Source organism: Streptomyces thermocarboxydus (assembly GCF_024760485.1).
GTDB classification, from domain to species: domain Bacteria; phylum Actinomycetota; class Actinomycetes; order Streptomycetales; family Streptomycetaceae; genus Streptomyces; species Streptomyces cellulosae.
The window spans coordinates 4341828-4361922 of record NZ_CP058273.1 but is presented as its reverse complement, the minus strand read 5'-3'; the positions used below and the strand labels follow the sequence as shown (position 1 = coordinate 4361922).

At 72.6% G+C, this 20095-nt stretch carries 17 protein-coding genes and 1 riboswitch; of the genes, 7 read left to right on the top strand and 10 right to left on the bottom strand.

Annotated features, from left to right (window positions below; genetic code table 11):
- The first annotated feature begins 28 nt into the window (after positions 1-28).
- Positions 29-165: riboswitch (cyclic di-AMP (ydaO/yuaA leader) on the top strand.
- A 24-nt stretch (positions 166-189) separates the two neighbouring features.
- A complete protein-coding gene (locus tag AY578_RS20220; protein WP_136239821.1) occupies positions 190-1362 on the top strand; it encodes a C40 family peptidase in 1173 nt (390 codons plus the stop codon).
- 124 nt (positions 1363-1486) lie between these two features.
- Here AY578_RS20220 and AY578_RS20215 read toward each other — a convergent pair whose 3' ends face one another.
- A complete protein-coding gene (locus AY578_RS20215) occupies positions 1487-1840 on the bottom strand; it encodes a hypothetical protein (protein ID WP_019527898.1) in 354 nt (117 codons plus the stop codon).
- Between the two features lie 364 nt (positions 1841-2204).
- Here AY578_RS20215 and AY578_RS20210 point away from each other — a divergent pair, with 364 nt between their 5' ends.
- Positions 2205-3245 carry a C40 family peptidase gene (locus tag AY578_RS20210; RefSeq protein ID WP_215048303.1) on the top strand — a complete coding sequence of 347 codons (1041 nt, stop codon included), beginning with the start codon at positions 2205-2207 and terminating at the stop codon, positions 3243-3245.
- 19 nt (positions 3246-3264) lie between these two features.
- Here AY578_RS20210 and AY578_RS20205 read toward each other — a convergent pair whose 3' ends face one another.
- Entirely contained in the window at positions 3265-4008 is a 744-nt protein-coding gene (locus tag AY578_RS20205; protein WP_019527900.1) for a LuxR C-terminal-related transcriptional regulator, read from the bottom strand.
- A complete protein-coding gene (locus tag AY578_RS20200; RefSeq protein WP_136239819.1) occupies positions 4005-5297 on the bottom strand; it encodes an ATP-binding protein in 1293 nt (430 codons plus the stop codon). The genes AY578_RS20205 and AY578_RS20200 overlap by 4 nt, the downstream gene beginning before the upstream one ends.
- Before the next feature lie 172 nt (positions 5298-5469).
- Between AY578_RS20200 and AY578_RS20195 the strand changes: the two genes are divergently transcribed.
- Positions 5470-6882, top strand: a complete 1413-nt coding sequence (locus tag AY578_RS20195; RefSeq protein WP_136239818.1) for a PspC domain-containing protein — start codon at positions 5470-5472, stop codon at positions 6880-6882.
- Positions 6869-7120, top strand: a complete 252-nt coding sequence (locus AY578_RS20190; RefSeq protein ID WP_136239817.1) for a hypothetical protein — start codon at positions 6869-6871, stop codon at positions 7118-7120. Before AY578_RS20195 ends, AY578_RS20190 begins: the two co-directional genes overlap by 14 nt.
- Positions 7121-7174: 54 nt before the next feature.
- Here the strand turns inward: AY578_RS20190 and AY578_RS20185 are convergent, their stop codons facing one another.
- From AY578_RS20185 to AY578_RS20175, 3 genes are all read right to left on the bottom strand, one after another.
- A complete protein-coding gene (locus AY578_RS20185) occupies positions 7175-7696 on the bottom strand; it encodes a DoxX family protein (RefSeq protein WP_019527904.1) in 522 nt (173 codons plus the stop codon).
- 131 nt (positions 7697-7827) lie between these two features.
- A complete protein-coding gene (locus AY578_RS20180; protein WP_136239816.1) occupies positions 7828-9108 on the bottom strand; it encodes a hypothetical protein in 1281 nt (426 codons plus the stop codon).
- Between the two features lie 198 nt (positions 9109-9306).
- Entirely contained in the window at positions 9307-10101 is a 795-nt protein-coding gene (locus AY578_RS20175; RefSeq protein ID WP_019527906.1) for a class II aldolase/adducin family protein, read from the bottom strand.
- 157 nt (positions 10102-10258) lie between these two features.
- On the opposite strand from AY578_RS20175, the gene AY578_RS20170 reads away from it, so the two are divergent.
- A complete protein-coding gene (locus AY578_RS20170; RefSeq protein ID WP_370879063.1) occupies positions 10259-10774 on the top strand; it encodes a pyridoxamine 5'-phosphate oxidase family protein in 516 nt (171 codons plus the stop codon).
- Positions 10775-10792: 18 nt separating this feature from the next.
- Here the strand turns inward: AY578_RS20170 and guaA are convergent, their stop codons facing one another.
- On the bottom strand, positions 10793-12373 hold the full coding sequence (gene guaA, locus AY578_RS20165; protein ID WP_019527908.1) for a glutamine-hydrolyzing GMP synthase: 1581 nt from the start codon (positions 12371-12373) through the stop codon (positions 10793-10795).
- 340 nt (positions 12374-12713) lie between these two features.
- On the opposite strand from guaA, the gene AY578_RS20160 reads away from it, so the two are divergent.
- Together AY578_RS20160 and AY578_RS20155 are read left to right on the top strand one after the other, a co-directional pair.
- The gene (locus tag AY578_RS20160; protein WP_258903677.1) at positions 12714-13013 is read left to right on the top strand and encodes a chorismate mutase; all 300 of its coding nucleotides are present in this window, start codon (positions 12714-12716) and stop codon (positions 13011-13013) included.
- A gap of 684 nt (positions 13014-13697) precedes the next feature.
- Positions 13698-14768, top strand: coding sequence for an LAETG motif-containing sortase-dependent surface protein (locus AY578_RS20155; RefSeq protein WP_258903675.1), 1071 nt, complete (start codon positions 13698-13700; stop codon positions 14766-14768).
- 102 nt (positions 14769-14870) lie between these two features.
- Here the strand turns inward: AY578_RS20155 and AY578_RS20150 are convergent, their stop codons facing one another.
- From AY578_RS20150 to AY578_RS20140, 3 genes are all read right to left on the bottom strand, one after another.
- Positions 14871-16685 carry a GMC oxidoreductase gene (locus tag AY578_RS20150; RefSeq protein WP_136239814.1) on the bottom strand — a complete coding sequence of 605 codons (1815 nt, stop codon included), beginning with the start codon at positions 16683-16685 and terminating at the stop codon, positions 14871-14873.
- Between the two features lie 99 nt (positions 16686-16784).
- A complete protein-coding gene (locus AY578_RS20145) occupies positions 16785-18398 on the bottom strand; it encodes a succinic semialdehyde dehydrogenase (protein ID WP_028960221.1) in 1614 nt (537 codons plus the stop codon).
- A gap of 156 nt (positions 18399-18554) precedes the next feature.
- Positions 18555-20095, bottom strand: a 1541-nt coding sequence (locus AY578_RS20140; protein ID WP_258903673.1) for a serine/threonine-protein kinase, incomplete at its 5' end; no start/stop codon positions are given.

The window sequence follows — 20095 nt, the reverse complement described above, 5'->3', positions numbered from 1 at the left end:
GGCGAACCTCGCCGGGCCGCGCGGCCCCCGCCGAGTCCGTCACTGTCCGCCAGGGCAGCCGGAGCCGGGGACCCACCGAGACTTGGGGTGAATCGGCCCACTCTTCGGAGAGGCCGTAGGGCAACCCTTCCACCCGCCCGAACCCGACAGCTAACCCGGTAGGCGGAGCACCGGAAGGAGTCGCCTCCCTTGGCGTCGCACCGCAAGTCGCGCACCCCCGGCACGCGCGTGGCAGGCATACGCACCCCGGCCCTCGCCACGGCCGCGCTCACCTCTGTGGCCTTGCTCTCCCAGACGGCCAACGCCTCTCCCGGCGAGGACCGGCCGAGCCTGGAGGAGGTGGAGAAGAAGGTCGGCGACCTCTACCGCCAGGCCGAGTCGGCGACCGAGAAGTACAACGCGGCCAAGGAGAAGACCACCAAGCAGCGCAAGCGCGTCGACACCCTCCTCGACGACGTGGCGCAGCGCACGCAGAAGCTGAACGAGGCGCGCGCCGAGCTGGGCTCCTACGCGGCCGCCCAGTACCGCACCGGCGCCGGCCTGCCCGACACCGCGACGTTCCTGCTCGCGGAGACCCCGCAGGACATCTTCGACCAGCGTCAGGTGCTGGACCGGATGACCGGCCGCCAGAAGGCGGCGGTCGACGACTACGTCACCCAGCAGACCGAGACGATGAAGAAGCGGCAGGAGGCCACCGAGAGCCTCCGAACGCTCACCGAGACGCAGGGCGACCTGAAGACGGCCAAGGCCACCGTCCAGAAGAAGCTCGCCGACGCGCGTGAACTGCTGTCGAAGCTGACCGCCGAGGAGAAGGCGCGGCTCGCCGCGATCGAGAAGCGCAAGCAGGAGGAGGCCGCCCGCAAGGCCGCGGAGCTGGCCCGGCAGCAGGCGGAGCAGGAGCAGGCCCGCGAGGAGGCCGCGCAGCAGGACGGTGGCGCCTCGGAGGGCTCCGGGTCCGGCTCCACCGGCTCGACCGAGACCCCGCCCGCCGACTCGTCGTACGGCATCAAGGCCGAGAAGGCCCTCGCCTTCGCCCGCGCGCAGATCGGCAAGCCGTACGTCTGGGGCGCGACCGGCCCCGGCTCCTACGACTGCTCTGGGCTGACCCAGGCCGCCTGGAAGGCCGCCGGCGTCTCCCTGCCGCGCACCACCTATGACCAGGTGAACGCCGGCACCACCGTCCCGGTGTCCCAGGCGCAGCCCGGCGACCTGGTCTTCTTCTACGACGACGTCACCCACGTGGGCATCTACATCGGCAACGGCATGATGATCCACGCCCCGAAGCCGGGCGCGTACGTCCGCGAGGAGTCGATCTACTACGACGGCGACTCCGCGATCCACAGCGTCGTCCGGCCGGCCTGACGGCACGGGCGCAGAGGGCGCAGAGGACGCAGAGGGCGCACATACGAAAACCGCCGACCGGGCCGGAGAGGCTCGGTCGGCGGTTCCGTGTCGAGGGCAGGCCCCGGCGTTCCGGGGTCGCGGCTCAGGTCCAGAGCACCGCGATGAAGATGTTCGCCACGGTCAGCAGGCCGACCAGGCCGAAGACGCCCTTGTCCACCTTCTCCTCGTCCCGCTTCACGTAGACCAGGCCGAGGATCACGACCAGCAGCGCCAGCTTCACGCCGATCTTGATGTTGTCCACGGAGTAGTCCTGCGCCTGGTTGAGGCCCACGAGGATCACGCCCGTGACCAGCATCGTCAGCGCGCCGTGCAGCATCGCCGGGACGAAGCGGGCGGTGCCCGCGCCCATCGCCTTCATCTGGGTGAGGAAGCCGCCGAGCAGCGACGCGATGCCGATGATGTGCAGACCGACGAAGAGGTGGATGAGTACGTCCATGAGGCCGGAGCCTAACCAGGGGCGTCCCATAGCATTCCGCCGCCCTCGGCCTTCCCGCCTTCACCACATCGGTCATCACTCTGAGTGAGAACGAAGCGCCATGCACGACCCAACGGTCACTTACGGTCACCCGGCGGTCCGTGGGCAACACTTCCGCACAACCCGCATCCCGCGCCGCGCGGCCCGGCCTAGCGTCCTGCCCCAGGTGACCGGCTCCGCATCGCCGCTCGGGCCAGGAGCGGCGGCCGGACACCACCGCCGAGGAAAGGGTCCGGCGGCGGACGGCTCCCCTGTCACCCCGCCGCCGGACCACCGGACGGACGTCCGGCCCCGACGGACGCCAGTGGGAAGGACGGCACCGAGGGTGGCAGCGCACCGCAGGTCACGGCAGCGTCCGGTGGGCGGCACCACGGCCCGTGCGGCCGTCACCGTCGTCCTCGCGGGAGCGGCCACCGCGGCCGGCTTCGACGGAGCGGGGCACGCGGCGCCCCGGCCGACGCCCTCCGGCGCCGACGTGGACCGTCTGTACCGCGAGGCCGAGGTCGCCACCGAGAAGTACAACGGCGTCAAGGAGAAGGCGGATTCGGCACGGCGGCGGCTGCGCGACCTCCAGGACGAGACGGCCCGCGCCCAGGCACGGCTCAACAAGGCCCGGGAGGCCCTGGGGACCGTAGCGGCGGCGCAGTACCGCTCCGGCGGCCTCGACCCCGCCCTGCGGCTGATGCTGTCCGACGACCCCGACGCCTACCTCGACGGCGCGGCCCTCGCCGAACGCGCGGGCAGCCGCCACCACGCCGAGCTGGGCCGGGTCCGCGCCCAGCTCCGCGAGATCGAGAAGCTGCGCGGCGCGGCCCGCGTCGAGGTGAGGACGCTCACCGCCCGCCGGGACGAACTCGGGCGCCACCGGCGGACGATCACCGAGAAGCTGTCCGCCGCCCGCGAGGCGCTGTCCCGGATGTCACCGGAGGAGCGCGCCCGGATCACCGGCGACTCCCTCCGCGCCGCCCGCTCGGCCGGCGGTACGGCCCGGGACGCCGCCCTGGCGCAGGCGCCGAACGCGCGCGCCGCGCAGGCCGTCGCCTACGCCCGCCAGAAGCTCGGCAGCCCTTATGTGTGGGGCGCGACCGGCCCGGACGCCTTCGACTGCTCGGGCCTCGTGCTGGCCGCGTACCGCTCCGCGGGCGTCTCCCTGCCGCGCACCACGTACGCGCAGATCGACGCCGGCCGTCGCGTCTCCCCCTCCGAACTCCTCCCCGGGGACCTGGTGTTCTTCTACTCCGGCATCAGCCACGTCGGCCTGTACATCGGCAACGGGCAGATGATCCACGCCCCGAACCCCTCGGCCCCGGTCCGCGTGGCCCCCGTCGACCAGATGCCGTTCGCGGGGGCGACACGCGTCGTGTGACCGAGCTCGGCCGGGCGGCTCAGACCAAGCGGCGGGCCGTCGCCCAGCGGGTCAGCTCGTGCCGGTTGGACAGCTGCAGCTTGCGCAGCACCGCGGAGACGTGCGACTCCACCGTCTTCACCGAGATGAACAGCAGCTTGGCGATCTCCTTGTAGGCATAGCCCCGGGCGATCAGCCGCAGCACCTCCCGCTCGCGCTGGGTGAGACGGTCGAGGTCCTCGTCCACCGGCGGGGCGTCCGTCGACGCGAAGGCGTCCAGCACGAACCCGGCCAGCCGCGGCGAGAACACCGCGTCGTTCTCCTGCACCCGGAAGATCGAGTCGACCAGGTCGGCGCCCGTGATCGTCTTGGTGACGTAGCCGCGCGCACCGGCCCGGATGACGCCGATGACGTCCTCCGCCGCGTCCGACACGGACAGCGCGAGAAAACGCACCGGCCGCTCCGGATCCCCCATCAACGACGTGCAGCGCCGCAGCACTTCGATGCCGCCGCCCCCGGGCAGGTGCACGTCGAGCAGGACCACCTCGGGCCGCGTCGCCGTGATGACCGTGACCGCCTGGTCGACGTCGGCGGCCTCGCCGACCACCTCGACACCGGTCTGCTCGGTCTGTCCGATCTCCGCCTGGACCCCCGTACGGAACATCCGGTGGTCGTCGACGAGGACCACGCGCACATGGCGCCGCCCGGCCCCGCCGGCCGGCTCCGCGGTCCCGTCCGCCGGCGCCGCCTCCGCCGCTGCGTTCGCCTCGGTCGGCTCGCTCATGACGTCTTCTCCGCCCTCTCCATCTCCAGCTCGACCTCGGTTCCCCCGTCCGGCACCGCGCGCAGCCGCGCCGTGCCGCCGTTGCGTTCCATACGGCCGATGATCGATTCTCTGACGCCCATACGGTCGGCGGGTATCGAGTCGAGGTCGAACCCGGGACCGCGGTCCCGGACGGACACGAACACCGTCCTCCCCTCGACCTCCGCGTAGACCTGGACCGCGCCTCCCTCGCCACCGTACTTGGCGGCGTTGACCATCGCTTCCCTCGCGGCCTGCATCTGCGCGGCGATCCTCTCGTCGAGGGGGCAGTCGCCCACGACGACGACCTCCAGGGGGACGCCGTGCTTGTCCTCGACCTCGGCGGCGTTGCGCTTGACCGCCTCCGCGAGGGTGGCGGGCTCCTCGTCCTCGTCCTTGCCGTTCCCCTCCGGCTTGTGGAGCCAGGCGCGCAGGTCGCGCTCCTGGGCGCGGGCCAGGCGGCGCACCTCGCCGGGGTTGTCCGCGTTGCGCTGGATCAGCGTGAGCGTGTGCAGCACGGAGTCGTGGACATGGGCGGCGACCTCGGCGCGCTCCTGGGCGCGGATGCGCATCAGGCGCTCCTCGGAGAGGTCCTGCGTCATACGAACGAGGTATGGACCCGCGAGCAGGGCGACGCCGACGAGGACCGCCAGGGCGGCCTGCAGCACCGCGCCCAGGTGACTGCCGGAGCCGCGCAGGACGAAGATGCCGGAGGCGCCCGCCGTCACCAGCAGCACACCCGCCACCGCCCGCAGCAGCGTGACCGTCCGCCTGCGGCGGCCGACCTCCATCCAGCGGGCCCGGCGTGCGTTGTCCGCCTGCCGCCACACCAGGGCCACGCCCGCGCCGACCAGGACGGTCGGCCAGAGGTACGCCCGGGCGCCGTTGGTGAGGTCCACGCTGCCCACGAAGATCATGGCCACCACGACCATGAGGAGCAGGGCGACGATCTGTCCCTTGTCCGGTTTCCGCGTGACGAGTCTGCGGCGGCCGTCCGGGGTGGTCTCGGCGGTGACCGGCGAGGGCGGTTTCTGCGCGTCGACGCCGCCCACCCCGAGCGGCACGAAGAACCAGAACGCGGCGTACAGCAGGGCCCCGAGACCGTCGGCCATGAACAGGGCGACGAACGCGAGGCGCACCCAGATCACGGGCAGGCCGAGATGTCCGGCGAGCCCCCGTGCCACTCCCCCGAGCCAGCGTCCGTCACTGCTGCGGTAGAGCTTGCGCGGCGGCCGCGGCTCGGCGAGGGGCGCTGCTGCGGCTTCCGACATGCCAACGATGGTCACACGCCGAGCAGTCCGGGGCATCAGGGTCCGCCCCGGAGACTCCCCTGATCCCGGTCTCGGGGTCGGCCCCCCGACATCGGGATCAGGGGCGGATATCAGGGTCCGGCCAGGGTCGTCCCGACTGCCGTCGGCGCGGCTCGGCCGTCACCATGGACCCATGACGGATCAGCAGCACGCCGCGTCGGGTCCGGGACCGCGTCCCGGACCCGGACCGGGCGCGCCCGCCGCGGGCCCCTCCCGTGCGAGCGCGGGGAAGGAGGGGACGGCCGGCGCTCCGGCGGGGCTCGTCGACCCCGGCCGGCACTTCCGGCGGGACCGGCGGCACCAGATGTTCGGCGGGGTCTGCGCCGGTCTCGGCCGGCAGTACGACATGGACCCGGTGATCTTCCGGATCACGCTCGCCGTGCTGTCCGCGACCGGCGGCATCGGCCTCATCTTCTACGGCTTCGCCTGGCTGTTCGTCCCGTACGACGACGAGGACGAGAACCAGGTCCGCCGGCTGCTCACCGGCCGGGTCGACGGCCACACGCTCGCGGCGGTGCTGTTCGCCCTGGTCGGCTGCGGTGTCTTTCTGTCGATGCTGAGCAACGACGGGGTGCTGAGCTTCGCCGTCATACTGTCCCTGCTGCTCGCGGGCGCCGCCTACTGGTCGCGGCGGCGCGGCACGCCGAGCCCGGACCCGATCGCCGCGCAGGCCGCCGCCGACGCCCCGCCGGAGCCACAGGCACCGCCGGTTCCGGCCGCGTACCCGTCGTGGTGGCGCGAGCCCATCGTCAAGGACGGCACGTATGTCGGGGGCACGGGGTATCTGTGGGGCCCCGAGGACGCGCGGGACCTGGACATCGCCACCGCGGCCGGCGTCGCCGTCCGCCCCGGGAGCGGCGGCGGGGCGAAGGACGTGTGGCGCCCGCAGCAGGCGCGCCCGCCCCGGCCGAGAGGACCCCGCGGGATCGGCGGCTGGGTCTTCCTGTTCGCGCTTGCCGCGGCCGGTCTGGGCACGGGGCTCACGTGGGAGACGCACCCTCTCGGCATCAGCCTGCAGACGGGCCTGGCGTGCGCGCTCGGCGTGATCGGTCTGGGGATCGCCGTCAGTGCCTTCCTGGGCCGCACGGGCGCCGGGTCGATCGTCCTCGCGATCCTCACGGCGGGCCTGCTCGCCGGGTCGACCGCCGTGCCCCACGACATCGGCACGGACTGGACCCGCACGGGCTGGCGGCCGGCCTCGGTCGCGCAGATACGCCCGATGTACGACCTGGGCGCGGGCGAGGGCGAGCTGGACCTGTCGGCGGTCCGGGTCCCCGCGGGGGACACGGTCTCCACCGAGGTCGAGGTGGGGCTGGGCCGCATCCATGTGATCGTCCCCCGGGACGCGACCGTGCGGCTGCGTGTCGAGGTGGGGCTGGGTGACATCCAGGTGCCGGGCGACGGACGGAAGGACGTGGACGTGGCACCGGGCAAGTACAAGGAGATGACCCTGCAGCCGCCCCCGGGGGCGGAGAAGGCGGGCACGCTGCGGCTCGACCTCAGGGTCGGCGCGGGCCAGGCGGAGGTGAGCCGTGCTGCGTCATGAGTTCCAGCCCGGCCGGCTGGTCGCCGGCACCGCCCTGCTCGCGGCCGCGGTGATCTACGGGGGAGACGCGGGAGGGGCCTGGGAGACCCCGTGGTTCGTGGTGATCCCGCTCGTCGTGGGCGGCCTCTGCCTGGCCGGCGCGGTGGGCGTCGTGACCGGCCAGGTGCGCCGCCGCCGGGTCCGCCCGGCCCCGGAAGGGGCGGACGCCGCCGGCCATGCGCGGAATCCGGGGGGTTAGTGACCTGAGTCAGAGATTCGCCGCCTACTGCCGACGAATCTCTGACTCAGGTCACTAGAAGGTTCCGCGTCGGCGCCGTGCGCGGAGGGCGGCGTCGACGGACAGCAGCGGGGCCCCGGCGAGGATCAGCGGGGTCCAGGCCATGAGGTACGGAAGGTCGTTGCCGTAGTAGTACGGATCGGCCGCCCAGCTCACGGTCAGCCACAGGCTGAGCGAGATCAGCGCCCCGCCGAGGGCGGCGATCCGGGTGAGCAGCCCGAGCAGGGTGCCGATGCCGACGGCCAGCTCGCCGAAGGCGATGGCGTAGCCGAAGCCGACGGGGCTCTTCAGCGCCATGTCGACCAGCGCGGGGATGGCGGAGGAGTCACGCACGGCACGCATCATGTCGCCGATCGACCCGGCCCCGGAGTCCTTGAGGAAGGCGCTGTCGGTGAGCTTGTCCAGGCCGGCGTAGACGAAGGTGACGCCGAGGAAGATCCGCAGCGGCAGCAGGGCGTAGCGGGCGGCCCTGTCCCGCAGCCCGCCGTCGCCGTCGGGACGTGGGGTGTAACTGTCTGCGCGCATGCCGTGCGTCATGTCGCCGCCGCCTCTCGACTCCGGGCCCACCTGGACAGACCGAACGTACGGCAATCGGCGCCGGATGCACCCCGACGACAGCGTTTTCTCAGGGAAGCGACAGCGACCCGCCAGTACGTCCGCTCGTGAGGTCACTCCGTGACGTCGATGGTGTACCGGTTGGTCTCCACCCCGGCCGCGGTGACGACCTGCACGTCGACCCGGCCGGGCTCCACGTCCGCGGGGACCGGCACGGTCAGCAGGTCGTCGGTCGGGTTGTCGAAGCCGCCCACCACCGGCACCAGCGGCACATGGACGTTCACCGGGCCGACCCGCACCACCATGCGCGCCAGCCGGTCCGCGCCCTGCGCCCCGGCCGGGACGAACCCGGTGCCGCGGATCTCGATGTCGTCGCCGGTGCGGATGGGCGCGTCCAGGTCGCCGGCCTCCCGGGCCCGCACCACGGAGAGGATCACCGGGCGCCCGCCCTCGGCGTACTTGCCCGCGAGGTAGGTGCCCGCCGACACCAGCACCACCACGGCGAGGCCCCAGGGCAGGTCGGGCAGCTGGTCCGGGCGGCGGGCCAGCCGTACGGCGGCGAAGGCGAGGGCGACGGCGTTGATGACGACGTACTGGATGTCGGCGAAGCTGCCGCGTCCGGAGTCGTCGGTGAGCAGGTCGGCCGCCCTGGGCCGGTGGGCGCGCACCTTCTGCAGCCGCTGCCCCTGCACCCGCAGCCCGACCACCCGGCGCACCAGCACGGCGATCCCGCAGACGACGGCGAGGACGGTCACCACACCGGCGCCGCGGGCGAGTTCCAGGCCCTCGATCAGCGCGTCCCGCTCCCGGGGGTCGGAGGCGGCCGCGAGCCGCCCCACCAGCACGAGCACGGCGAACGCGACGAGCAGCACCCAGGAGCCGGCCACGGCGCGGGACGTGGAGAGCCGGTTGTCCTCGCCGATGACCGGGGCGAGCGCGCCGCCCCGCGCCCGGTGGAACCAGGACGCCCCGCTGAGCGCACCCGCCACCAGGACCGCGGCCAGCAGCCCGGCGGTGCGCGCGGAGGTCCAGCCCGCGCCGATCGCGGTGAGCGCCTGCACGAGCAGCAGCGCGAGGACCCCGGCCCAGACGACGACCGCCGTCCGCTGCCACAGGCGGGCCAGCCAGGCGGCGCCCTCGGCCCGGCCGCGTTCGGCCACCGCCTCGGCGGCCTGGGCGAGTTCCTCGGAGACCCACTGCCGGGAAGCGGAGGCGGAGTGGGCCACGGCGGCCGGGAGACCCTGGCCGGTGGCGTACTCGTCCCGCTTCACCAGGAACGCGGCGACCGCGCGCCGATGTCCCTCACGCGCCCCGTGCGGACAGTCCCCGCAGGTGCAGCCGCCCTCGTGGGCAGCCGGGTCCGCTCCGCCCTGCCTAGCCTCCTGCACCGCCACGCCCGAAGCCGCCTTCCCGCACTACCCGACACCACTCGACATACCGCGACCGCCCTCGGCGGCCACCGGACAACTCCCCCGCACCGGAAGCGAATTGTGCCCTACACCAAGCCCGTCCCGTCCGCCGGGCCCGGCCGCCGCGGGTGAATCTCGAGGCGTCAGGTTGACGCGCACTCTCCTCAACCGGAAGACAGGCGCTCAGTCCAGCAGATCCGGCTCGCTCCGCGTGATCTCCCGCCACATCGGCTGGTAGTTGATCCACGCCACCAGGTCCCCGCCCAGCTGCTCCCGCGTGGCCACCGCCTGGCGGTGTTCGATCAGCACGGGGCGGCCGGCTGCCCGCGCGGTGAGCTGCACCTGGCAGGAGCGTTCCATGGTCATGAACCACCAGGCCGCCGCGTCCACCGAGTCGCCCACGGTCAGCAGCCCGTGGTTGCGCAGCACCAGCGCCTTGCGGGTGCCGAGGGCGGCGGCGATGCGACGGCCCTCCTCGGGGTCGACGGTGACGGAGGTGTAGGCGTCGTAGAGGGCGTGGTCCTCGTAGAAGGCGCAGCTCTCCTGGGTGATCGGGTCGAGCAGCTCACCGAGGGCGGCGAGGGTGCGTCCGTGCACGGAGTGGCAGTGGGCGACGGCGACGACGTCGGGCCGGGCCGCGTGCACCTGGGCATGGACGGCGAAGGCGGCCTGGTTGACGTGGTGTCCGCCCTCGACGACCTGGCCGTCCTGGTTGGCGAGCACCAGGTCGCTCACGGTGACGTGGCGGAACGGTATGCCGAACGGGTTGACCCAGAAGCAGTCGCTGAACTCGGGGTCGCGTGCGGTGATGTGCCCGGAGACGCCGTCCTCGTAGCCGAGCCGCCCGAACAGCCGCAGCGCGCCCGCCAGCCGCTCCTTGCGGTGTTTGCGCTCGTCCTCGAGGGACTCGTGCATGGGCGGCATGGCGAACTGCAGTTTGTCGGTGGGCACCGGCAGGGGCGGAGTGGGCCCGTGCATGAGTCCTCCCGCGGGGGGTTCGCGTACGGGGCGGAAGTTACCCGTGGGGCGCGCCGTACGACAGCTCTGTTCCGTAACACCGGACATCCGCCGGATACCCGGCGGACCACCCGGATACCCGACAGAGGGTGTCGGTTTTCGGGGTCACACTCGCTCCATGAGCACGCACACGGACATGGACGGCCGGAAGGACGCCGGCGTCACCTGGGGAGCGTTCACCGCTGCCGAGCCCGACCTGGCGCGGACGGTCGAGGACCGCTTCGCCGCCCACACGCACCACGTCCTCGCGACCCTCCGCAAGGACGGCTCCCCGCGTACCTCGGGGCTGGAGGTGCGCTTCCTGGACGGCGAGCTGTGGTTCGGGATGATGCCGGGGTCGATGAAGGCGCTGGACCTGCGCCGCGACCCCCGTTTCTCGCTCCAGGCCAACCCGGGCGAGGGCACGACCATGGGCGGCGGCGACGTGCGGATCGCCGGCCGGGCGGTCGAGGTGCCGGAGGACGACACGGAGACCCGCGCCCGGTACGCCGAAGAGGTGGAACCGCCGGAGCCGTTCCACCTCTTCCGCACCGAGGTCACGGAGGTCGTGCGGACCTCCGTGGAGGACGAGAAGTATCTCGTCGTGCAGGTCTGGAGGCCCGGAGCGCCGGTGCGCACGCTCAAACGGACATGACCTGCGACTACTGGGAGATCACTCCCACTCGATGGTGCCCGGCGGCTTGGACGTGACGTCCAGCACGACCCGGTTGACGTCCCGGACCTCGTTGGTGATCCGCGTGGAGATCTTCGCGAGGACGTCGTACGGCAGCCGCGACCAGTCGGCGGTCATGGCGTCCTCGGAGGACACCGGGCGCAGCACGATCGGGTGACCGTAGGTGCGGCCGTCGCCCTGGACGCCGACCGAGCGGACGTCGGCGAGCAGCACCACGGGGCACTGCCAGATGTCGCGGTCGAGGCCGGCCGCGGTCAGCTCCTCGCGGGCGATCGCGTCGGCCTCGCGGAGCAGGTCGAGCCGCTCCTTGGTGACCTCGCCGACGATGCGGATGCCCAGGCCGGGGCCGGGGAAGGGCTGCCGGTGGACGATCTCCTCGGGCAGGCCGAGCTCCTGGCCGACCATCCGGACCTCGTCCTTGAACAGCTTGCGCAGCGGCTCGATCAGCTTGAACTCAAGGTCCTCGGGGAGGCCGCCCACGTTGTGGTGGGACTTGATGTTGGCGGTGCCGGTGCCCCCGCCGGACTCGACGACGTCCGGGTAGAGGGTGCCCTGCACCAGGAACTCCACCGCGGGGCCCTCGTCGGCGATGATCTCGGCCTGGGCCTGCTCGAAGACCCGGATGAACTCACGGCCGATGATCTTGCGCTTCTGCTCGGGGTCGGAGACCCCGGCCAGCGCCTTGAGGAACCGCTCCTCGGCGTCGACGACCTTGAGCTGGACGCCGGTCGCGGCGACGAAGTCCTTCTCGACCTGCTCGGTCTCGCCCTTGCGCATCAGACCGTGGTCGACGTAGACGCAGGTCAGCTGGGAGCCGATGGCCTTCTGGACGAGGGCGGCGGCCACGGCGGAGTCGACGCCGCCGGAGAGGCCGCAGATGGCGCGCTTGTCGCCGACCATCTCGCGGATGGCGGCCACCTGCTCGTCGATGACGTTGCCGGTGGTCCAGTTCGGCGTGAGGCCCGCACCGCGGTACAGGAAGTGCTCCAGCACCTGCTGCCCGTGCGTGGAGTGCATCACCTCGGGGTGGTACTGGACGCCGTAGAGCTTCTTCTCGTCGTTCTCGAAGGCGGCGACCGGCACGACGTCCGTGGACGCGGTGACGGTGAAGCCCTCGGGGGCGGCGGAGCAGGCGTCGCCGTGCGACATCCAGACCGCCTGCTCCTCGGGGGTGCCCTCGAAGAGGGTGGAGGAGTTCTTGGAGACGTGCAGGTCGGTGCGGCCGTACTCACGGGCGCCGGTGTTGTCCACCTGGCCGCCCAGCGTCTGGGCCATGAGCTGGAAGCCGTAGCACATGCCGAAGACGGGGACGCCGGCCTCGAACAGCGCGCGGTCGAGGCGGGGGGCGCCCTCCTCGTACACGGACGAGGGGCCGCCGGAGAGGATGATCGCCGCGGGGTTCTTGGCGAGGATGTCCGCGACCGGCATGGTGCTCGGCACGATCTCGCTGTAGACCCGCGCCTCGCGGACGCGACGGGCGATGAGCTGGGCGTACTGCGCGCCGAAGTCGACGACCAGGACGGTGTCGGGCGCGTTGGCAGCGGGAGTCGCTGATGACACGAGGTGCCTTCCGGCGGTGGGGAGGGGGTCTTGTGCCTCCCGATTCTACCGAGACGACGAGAAGGTCCGTCCCGGCCCGGCAGCCGGCCGGCGTCCCACGCCACGTCTCACCATGCGGGCCGGGCGTTGGACGGACCGGGCCGACCGGGCATACTGGCCCCATGCTCACGCACCCGACCTTCCTCTTTACCTATGGCACCCGGCCCGCCGGCTGCCATGGTCGTGCTGCTTGAGCAACTGACAAGCGACTTCCCAGGCGCCCCGGGCCGACAGGTCCGGGGCGCCTGGCGTTTCACCGGACCGTGTCGCTCCGGGGCCCCGTCCACCGAGGAGCCCCGACATGACCGCCGCCACCACCACCGAGCCCACCGAGAAGACCGGCGCCCGCACCCCTGAGGCCGCCGAGCTGATCAGCGACGCCCGTGAGCGGATCGACGCGCTGGACGACCGGATCATCGGTCTGGTGCAGGAACGGATGGCGGTGTCCGCCGTGATCCAGAAGGAACGGATCGCCTCCGGCGGCCGCCGTGTGAATCTCTCCCGCGAGATGGAGATCCTCGCCACGTACCGGAACGCCCTGGGCAAGCCGGGCACCGCGCTCGCCATGACCCTGCTGGAGCTGTGCCGGGGCAAGATCTGAGTCCGCGTCCCGGGCACGGGCGTACGGACGGCGTCACCCAGGTACGGATCGCCTCTCACCCGTCCGGTGCGTGACCGGCGGGCCGGGCCGGTCGTTGGTCCCGGTGTCCGCGCCAGCCAGGGGCGGACCGGAGCAGCACACGCGTGGCTCGCCGGAGCGATGAGACGTACGGCTCGTGCCGTGCGTCGTGGGACCTCGTTCCGGTACCGGTGACCGGGAGGCAGGGGACAGCCGCCCCGGTCACGCGAGAGATCGGCCGGCCCCGGGGACGCCCGGGGCCGGCCGACGCGCGTCCGGGACCCGCAGCGCTCAGGTACGGGTGAGGACCCCGCACTCGTCCGGGTCGCCGTCGCGGGACACGCCCGTGCTGCGGTCGTACGGGTCGCGGGTCTCGCCGTGCCGCGGGGGCTCGGTCCGCAGGTCGCCGGAGAAGGAGGGGTTGATCAGCCCGTCGCCCCACCGGCAGTCGTCGTTGCCGATCTCACTCGCGTGGTCCCGGATCCACAGACCTCCGCGGGCACGTGATCCACGTCACGTAAAGATTCTGTGAGTTGCGGGACAACCATCCGGGGGCCTCGGTGATCGAACTCACCGACAACAGGGACCAGACCCGTGCGCCCCACACGGAGGCGCCCTTCGACTCGTGCCGCGAGCGTGCGGCACGCCGGACTCACCGAGGTCTTCATGAAGCTTCGCCGCGCCCTGGCCGCAGCGGCCGCGACGGCAGCGATAGTCCCGGCCGCCCTCCTCGCGGCCCCGGCCGCCCACGCGACCGACCCCGCGTCCGCCGCCTCCGCGTCCCAGTCGACGGAGACGGCAACGACCACCCCGACGACCGACCCCGCCGAGACGGACTCCACGGAGTCCGGCGCCGGCCGGCAGGACGGACAGCCGGGGCAGAACACCGACGGGACCGAGAACGGCGACGGGACCGGCGAGGAGGGGAACGGCGCCGAGGACGGCGCCGACGACTCCGCCTCCCCCTCCTCCACCTCGTCGCCCTCGGCGACCGCCTCCCCCTCGCCGAGCGCCGGCGAGAGCACCCCGGCCGAGGAGGACCCGGAGCTCTGCCTGGACGAGGACGGCGAGAGCACCGCCGAGCTCAGCGACGACCTGCGCAGCGGTCTGTCGGGCCTGCCCGAGACGATCGTCGCGGGCAGCGGCTGGACCACGTTCTCCTTCGACGTCAGCAACCGCGGCGACGAGGAGATCAAGAACATCAAGCCGCTGATCGGCGTCGCCGCGATCGGCTGGGCGGACGTCCGCGACTACTCCGGCCAGATCACGGTCCAGGCGTACGACAAGGCGACCGGCAGGTGGAACACGCTCGCGGACGCCGCGGGCGAGGGCGCCACGTTCGCCGCGTTCTCGCTCGGTGCCGGCCAGTCCGTCTCCTACCAGCTGCGGCTCTCCGTCAGCGGCAAGGTGCCGGACGCGCTGGGCCTCACCGGCGGTTTCGCCGAGTACTCGGACACCGAGGGCTGCTGGATCGCCGACGACCCGAACGGCTGGATCTACTTCTTCGACATCCTCGCCGCCGGCTCCGACGCCGGTGACCCCGACGACGCCAAGCCGCAGACCGGCGGCGTCAAGGAGCTCGACAAGGTCAGCGAGGTGAAGGTCACCGGCAGCCTCGCCGAGACCGGCTCGAACTCCGCCCTGCCGGTGATCGGCCTGGTCGGCGGCGCCGCCGTCGTGGCCGGCGCGGGTGCGCTGTTCGTCGTACGCCGCCGCAAGGCCGGCGCGCAGGCGTGACCTGGGCCGCCCGTTCGCGGCGGCCCCCGTGACAAGGGGAAAGGACCTGAGCTCGGAGGGGGGCACAGGTCCTTTCCCCTTGAGTCGTGCGCCGCGTGGGCGCTACTTCTTCGGCGGCACCGCCGGCATCCCCAGGAACGGCAGCTTCAGCGCGCCGAACGCGTCCGCCGGGACGGCCGGGGCCTTCGGCTCCACCGGCTTCAGCCGCCGGTACTCCTCGCCCTGCGCGGGACGCGGGTCCTCCTCGCCCTTGTTGGGCCAGAACGACATCGCCCGCTCCGCCTGCGCGGTGATGGTCAGCGACGGGTTCACCCCGAGGTTCGCGGAGACCGCCGAACCGTCGACGACCGTGATCCCGGGGTGCCCGTACAGCCGGTGGTACGGGTCGATCACGCCGGTCTCCGGGGAGTCGCCGATCGCACAGCCGCCGAGGAAGTGGGCGGTGAGCGGCATGCCCGTCAGCTCGCCGACGTTGGAGCCGGGGAAGCCGTTGATCTCCTCGGCCAGCGCGGACGCGCCGTCGGTCGCCGCCTTGATCTGCTTGGGGTTGGGGGCGCCGTGCCCCTGGCGCGCGGTGAGCAGCCCGCGGCCCGGCCCGGACGGCTTGAGGTACGTCGTCAGGGAGTTGTCCAGCGACTGCATCACCAGGCCGATGATGGTCCGCTCCGACCAGCGCCGGTTGGACAGCGAGCGCAGCATCAGCAAGGGGTGGCGCGCCGCGTTGCCGAGCCAGCCGAGCACCCGGACGGCGCCGGAGGCGTTGTCGGCGTACGGCACCTGGAGGATCGACAGGGAGCCCATCGAGTTGGAGCCCTTGCCGTAGCGGACCGGCTCGATGTGGGTGTTCTCGTCCGGGTGGATGGAGGACGTGATGGCCACACCGCGGGTGAAGTCGGCCTTCGCCTCGCCGGTCGCCTTGCGGTAGCGCCGGTCGTCGGTCTGCGCGCCCACCAGCGCCTCGGAGTTGGTACGGGTCATCTCGCCCAGCCGGTCCGAGAGGTGGGGGAGCTGCCCGCCCGTGCGCATCCGGTGCAGCAGCGTCTGCGTGCCGTAGGTGCCGGCGGCCAGCACCACCCGGCGGGCGGTGAACATACGGCCCTGGCCCTTGCGCCGGTCGTTCGTGGGCAGGGTGGCGACGGCGAACCCGCCGCGCGAGTCCTCCGTGACCGACACGGCCGTGGTCATCGGGTGGACGACCGCGCCCGCCTTCTCGGCGAGGTACAGGTAGTTCTCGTTGAGGGTGTTCTTCGCGCCGTGCCGGCAGCCCGTCATGCACTCGCCGCACTCGGAGCAGGCCCGCCGCGAGGGCCCCACCCCGCCGAAGTACGGGTCGGGCACCTCCTGCCCCGGCGTGGCCTTGACCTTGCCGTCGGCGTCCTCGCCGTCGCCGAAGAAGACCCCGACGGGCGCCATGTGGAAGGTGTCGCCGCAGCCCATCTTCTCGGCCGCCGCCTTGAGATGGACGTCCGAGGGGGTCATCGTCGGGTTGAGCCGCACGCCGAGCATGCGCCGCGCCTGGTCGTAGTACGGCGCCAGCTCCTCCTGCCAGTTCGTGATGTTCCCCCACTGGGGGTCCTCGAAGAACGGCTTCGGCGGCACGTAGAGGGTGTTGGCGTAGTTCAGCGAGCCGCCGCCTACCCCCGCGCCGGCCAGCACCATCACGTTGCCGAGCAGATGGATGCGCTGGATGCCGTACATGCCGAGCTTGGGCGCCCAGAGGTAGTTCTTCAGGTCCCAGGAGTTCTTCGGCAGCGACTCGCGGGTCCAGCGGCGGCCGGCCTCCAGCACGCCGACGCGGTAGCCCTTCTCGGTCAGCCGGAGCGCCGAGACGGAACCGCCGAAGCCGGAGCCGACGACGAGGACGTCGTAGTCGTAGCCGTCGTCGTCCGGGGCGGGGGCGGAGTTCTCCTGTGACACGTGCTCTCCTCGTCGAAAGCTCTCGTTCATTGCCGCGCTCCGCCGGGACGGGGACCCGGCGGAGGGACCTGGCGGAAGGGGACGGACCCGGCGGGGGGCCTAGCGGAAACGGAACGCCTTCATCAGGCGCAGGCTGCGGCTCATGAAGGCCGCGTACTTCTCGTCGTCCATGCCGAGCGACGGCGCCATCGGCAGCAGCCGCTGCTGGGCGACGGTCTGGGCCTCGGTGTACTTGAGGATGCCCTCCGAGCCGTGCCGGCGACCGAGACCGGAGTCCTTCATGCCGCCCATCGGGGACTGCACGCTGCCGTACGCGGGCGCGTAGCCCTCGTTGACGTTGACCGTGCCGGTGCGCAGGCGGGCGGCGATCTCCCGGCCGCGGCGGGCGTTCTTCGTCCACACCGACGAGTTGAGCCCGTACGGCGTCCCGTTGGCGCGCTCGACCGCCTCGTCCTCGGAGGAGAAGCGGTATACGGAGACGACCGGGCCGAAGGTCTCCTCCGTGCACACGCTCATCGGGGCCTCGACCCCGTCGAGGATGGTCGGCTCGTAGAAGTAGGGGCCGATGTCCGGGCGGGCGGTGCCGCCGGCGAGGACCTTGGCGCCCTTGGCGACGGCGTCCTCGACGTGCCGGGTCACCGCGTCCAGCTGGCGCTGCCCGACCAGGGAGCCCATGTCGGCGCCGTAGGCGAGGGCGGTGCCCAGACGCAGCGCCTTGGTGCGGGCGGCGAAGCGCTCCAGGAAGGCGTCGGCGACCGACTCGTGGACGTAGAGCCGCTCGATGGAGATGCAGAGCTGGCCGGCGGAGGAGAAGCAGGCGCGGACGGCGCCGGCGGCGGCCTTGTCCAGGTCGGCGTCCCCCAGCACCAGCATGGCGTTCTTGCCGCCGAGTTCGAGGGAGACCCCGACCAGGCGGGCGGCGGCTCCCTGGGCGACCTCGCGGCCGGTGCGGGTGGAGCCGGTGAACGAGACGTAGTCGGCGTGCCGGACGACCTCGGGGCCGACGACCGGGCCCTCGCCGAGGACGACCTGGAACACGTCGGCGGGCAGCCCGGCCTCGATCAGCAGGTCGCGGGCCCACAGCGCGGTCAGGCAGGTCTCCGTGTCGGGCTTCATGACGACCGCGTTGCCCGCGACGAACGCCGGGAGCGCGTCGCCGACGGACAGTTCGAGCGGGTAGTTCCAGGGCGCGATCTGGCCGATGACGCCGCGCGGGTGGCGGAGTTCGGTGACCTTCGTCAGCACCGGCACGGCGCCCGTGTGCCGCTTGGGCCGCAGGTAGGCGGCGGCGCGGCGGCCGTAGTGGCGGGCGGCTACGGCGACCGCCTGGACCTCCTCGTGGGCGTGCAGCCGGGCCTTGCCGGTCTCCAGCTGGACCAGGTCCAGCACCTCGGCCTGTCGGCTCAGCACCAGGTCGTGGAAGCGCAGCAGCACGGCGGCGCGCTCCCGGACCGGCACCCGCGCCCACACGGCCTGGGCGGCGCGGGCCGCCTCGAACGCCTTCGCCACGTCCTCGGGCGTCGACTCGGGCAGGTCGGCCAGCTTCTCGCCGGTGAACGGCGTGTGGTTGGCGGTACGGCCGGAACCCGCCACGCCCTTGGTGAGCTGGGCGACCAGTTCCGGCGTCACCACGTCGGCGGCGGTGCGTACGCCCTGGGGTGCGGGGGCCAAGGGGTTGGTGCCGGTCGTTTCCCGGGTCTGCGCGTCCGTCATGAGGCGCAGAGTATGCCGGGGCGCACGCTTTGTGTACCCGTCGGTAACAGATTCACCCAGGGCTCACACATTGCCAGTGAACGCTGGCAACGAAGCCGCTGATCAGCGCGTTGCGGTCACCGGCGTTTCACGCACCGGTGACCGTGCGGGCATGCGTCAGCGCTTGTGGACGTCGTAGGCGTCGAAGACCGTGCGGGCGATCTCGCGGCCGTCCTCCGCGAAGTAGCCCTTCGCCGGGTAGACGACCCACAGCCGGTACATGTCGCCGTCCTTGTTGCGGTAGTACAGGACCTGCGCCTCGCGCTCCAGCGGCGGTGTGGTGGTCGTCGTGAAGACGATCGTGTTCGTCGCCGCGTCCTGCTCCTTGTACGTCGTCTCCCTGGGCCGCCCCTTCGGCGCCGGGGTGTCGGCGATCCCCCAGGAGAACTCGCCGTCCTTCAGTTCGTTCCAGTGGGCGAACGCCTGCTCGGACGCGGACGCCGGGATCGCGTTGCCCTTGTCCTCGGCCTTCAGGTCGCGGTCGGTCTCGATCCGCACCATGCCGCTCGGGTCGGTGAAGGAGGCGACGGTGCCGTCGGAGTCCTCAGCCGGCTTGTCCTTCACGAAGCCCTCCGGCACCGCGAGGGACACGCCCACCCGGTCGCCGAGGTCGTGCGTCTTCCAGCCGTCGGGCAGCGGTCCCGCGAACGGGTCCGCGATCACCAGGCCCACCACGACGGCCGCCGCGACCACCGCGGCGCCGAGTCCCAGCAGTGCCGTGCGGCCGACACGGATGCCGCCCGCACGGCCCGGCACGGGCAGCATGGCCATCTGGGTGGGCTGCGGCACGGGCGGGTTCGCGACGGTCTCCAGGGCGGCGCGGACCTGGGCGGCGTTCGGGCGGCGCGCCGGGTCCTTCTGGAGCAGCGCGGTGATGATCTCGGCCAGCGGGCCCTGCGCGGAGGCGGGCGGCGCCGGCGTGGCGTTGAGGACGGACTGGAGGGTGGCGGGCGTGTTGCTGCGGCGGAACGGCGACACGCCCTCCGTCGCCGCGTACAGCACCACGCCGAGCGACCACAGGTCGGAGGCGGGGCCGGGGCGCTGGCCCAGCACCCGCTCGGGGGCGATGTACTCGGGCGAGCCGACGAAGCCGCCGGTGTCGGTCAGGTTGGTCTCGCCCTCGATCTGGGCGATGCCGAAGTCGGTGAGCACGACCCGGTCGTGACGGCCCAGCAGCACGTTGTCCGGCTTGACGTCGCGGTGCAGGACGCCCGCCGCGTGCGCGGCCTCCAGCGCGCCGAGCACCTCCAGGCCGACGCGGGCGGCCTCGCGCGCGGAGAGCGTGCCCTCCTCCTGGAGCACCGCGCCTAGCGAACGGCCCTGGACGAGCTCCATCACGATCCACGGCCGGCCGTCGACCACGGCGACGTCGTGGACGCTGACCACGGCGGGGTGGTCGAGCCGGGCGGCGGCGCGGGCCTCACGGCGCATCCGCTCGAAGACATTGGCCTGTTCACGTTCGGGAAGGTGGTCGGGGACCCGGGGCTCCTTGACGGCGACCTCACGGTCCACCGTCTCGTCCTTGGCCCGCCACACGGTGCCCATGCCGCCGTGGCCGAGCTTGGCGAGCAGCCGGTAGCGGCCCGCGATCACCCGTCCCGCGCCGGGGTCGGGCGCGGACACGCCGGCCTGCCCCGGGTGGCCCGCCGGCGCGGCCT

Coding starts and splice junctions, on each gene's coding strand:
- AY578_RS20215 (WP_019527898.1), bottom strand. CDS start 1,840: ATGGACGTACTCATCCACCTCTTCGTCGGTCTGCACATCATCGGCATC.
- AY578_RS20195 (WP_136239818.1), top strand. CDS start 5,470: ATGACGGATCAGCAGCACGCCGCGTCGGGTCCGGGACCGCGTCCCGGA.
- AY578_RS20200 (WP_136239819.1), bottom strand. CDS start 5,297: ATGTCGGAAGCCGCAGCAGCGCCCCTCGCCGAGCCGCGGCCGCCGCGC.
- AY578_RS20205 (WP_019527900.1), bottom strand. CDS start 4,008: ATGAGCGAGCCGACCGAGGCGAACGCAGCGGCGGAGGCGGCGCCGGCG.
- AY578_RS20175 (WP_019527906.1), bottom strand. CDS start 10,101: ATGCACGGGCCCACTCCGCCCCTGCCGGTGCCCACCGACAAACTGCAG.
- AY578_RS20185 (WP_019527904.1), bottom strand. CDS start 7,696: ATGACGCACGGCATGCGCGCAGACAGTTACACCCCACGTCCCGACGGC.
- AY578_RS20155 (WP_258903675.1), top strand. CDS start 13,698: ATGAAGCTTCGCCGCGCCCTGGCCGCAGCGGCCGCGACGGCAGCGATA.
- AY578_RS20170 (WP_370879063.1), top strand. CDS start 10,259: ATGAGCACGCACACGGACATGGACGGCCGGAAGGACGCCGGCGTCACC.
- AY578_RS20160 (WP_258903677.1), top strand. CDS start 12,714: ATGACCGCCGCCACCACCACCGAGCCCACCGAGAAGACCGGCGCCCGC.
- AY578_RS20145 (WP_028960221.1), bottom strand. CDS start 18,398: ATGACGGACGCGCAGACCCGGGAAACGACCGGCACCAACCCCTTGGCC.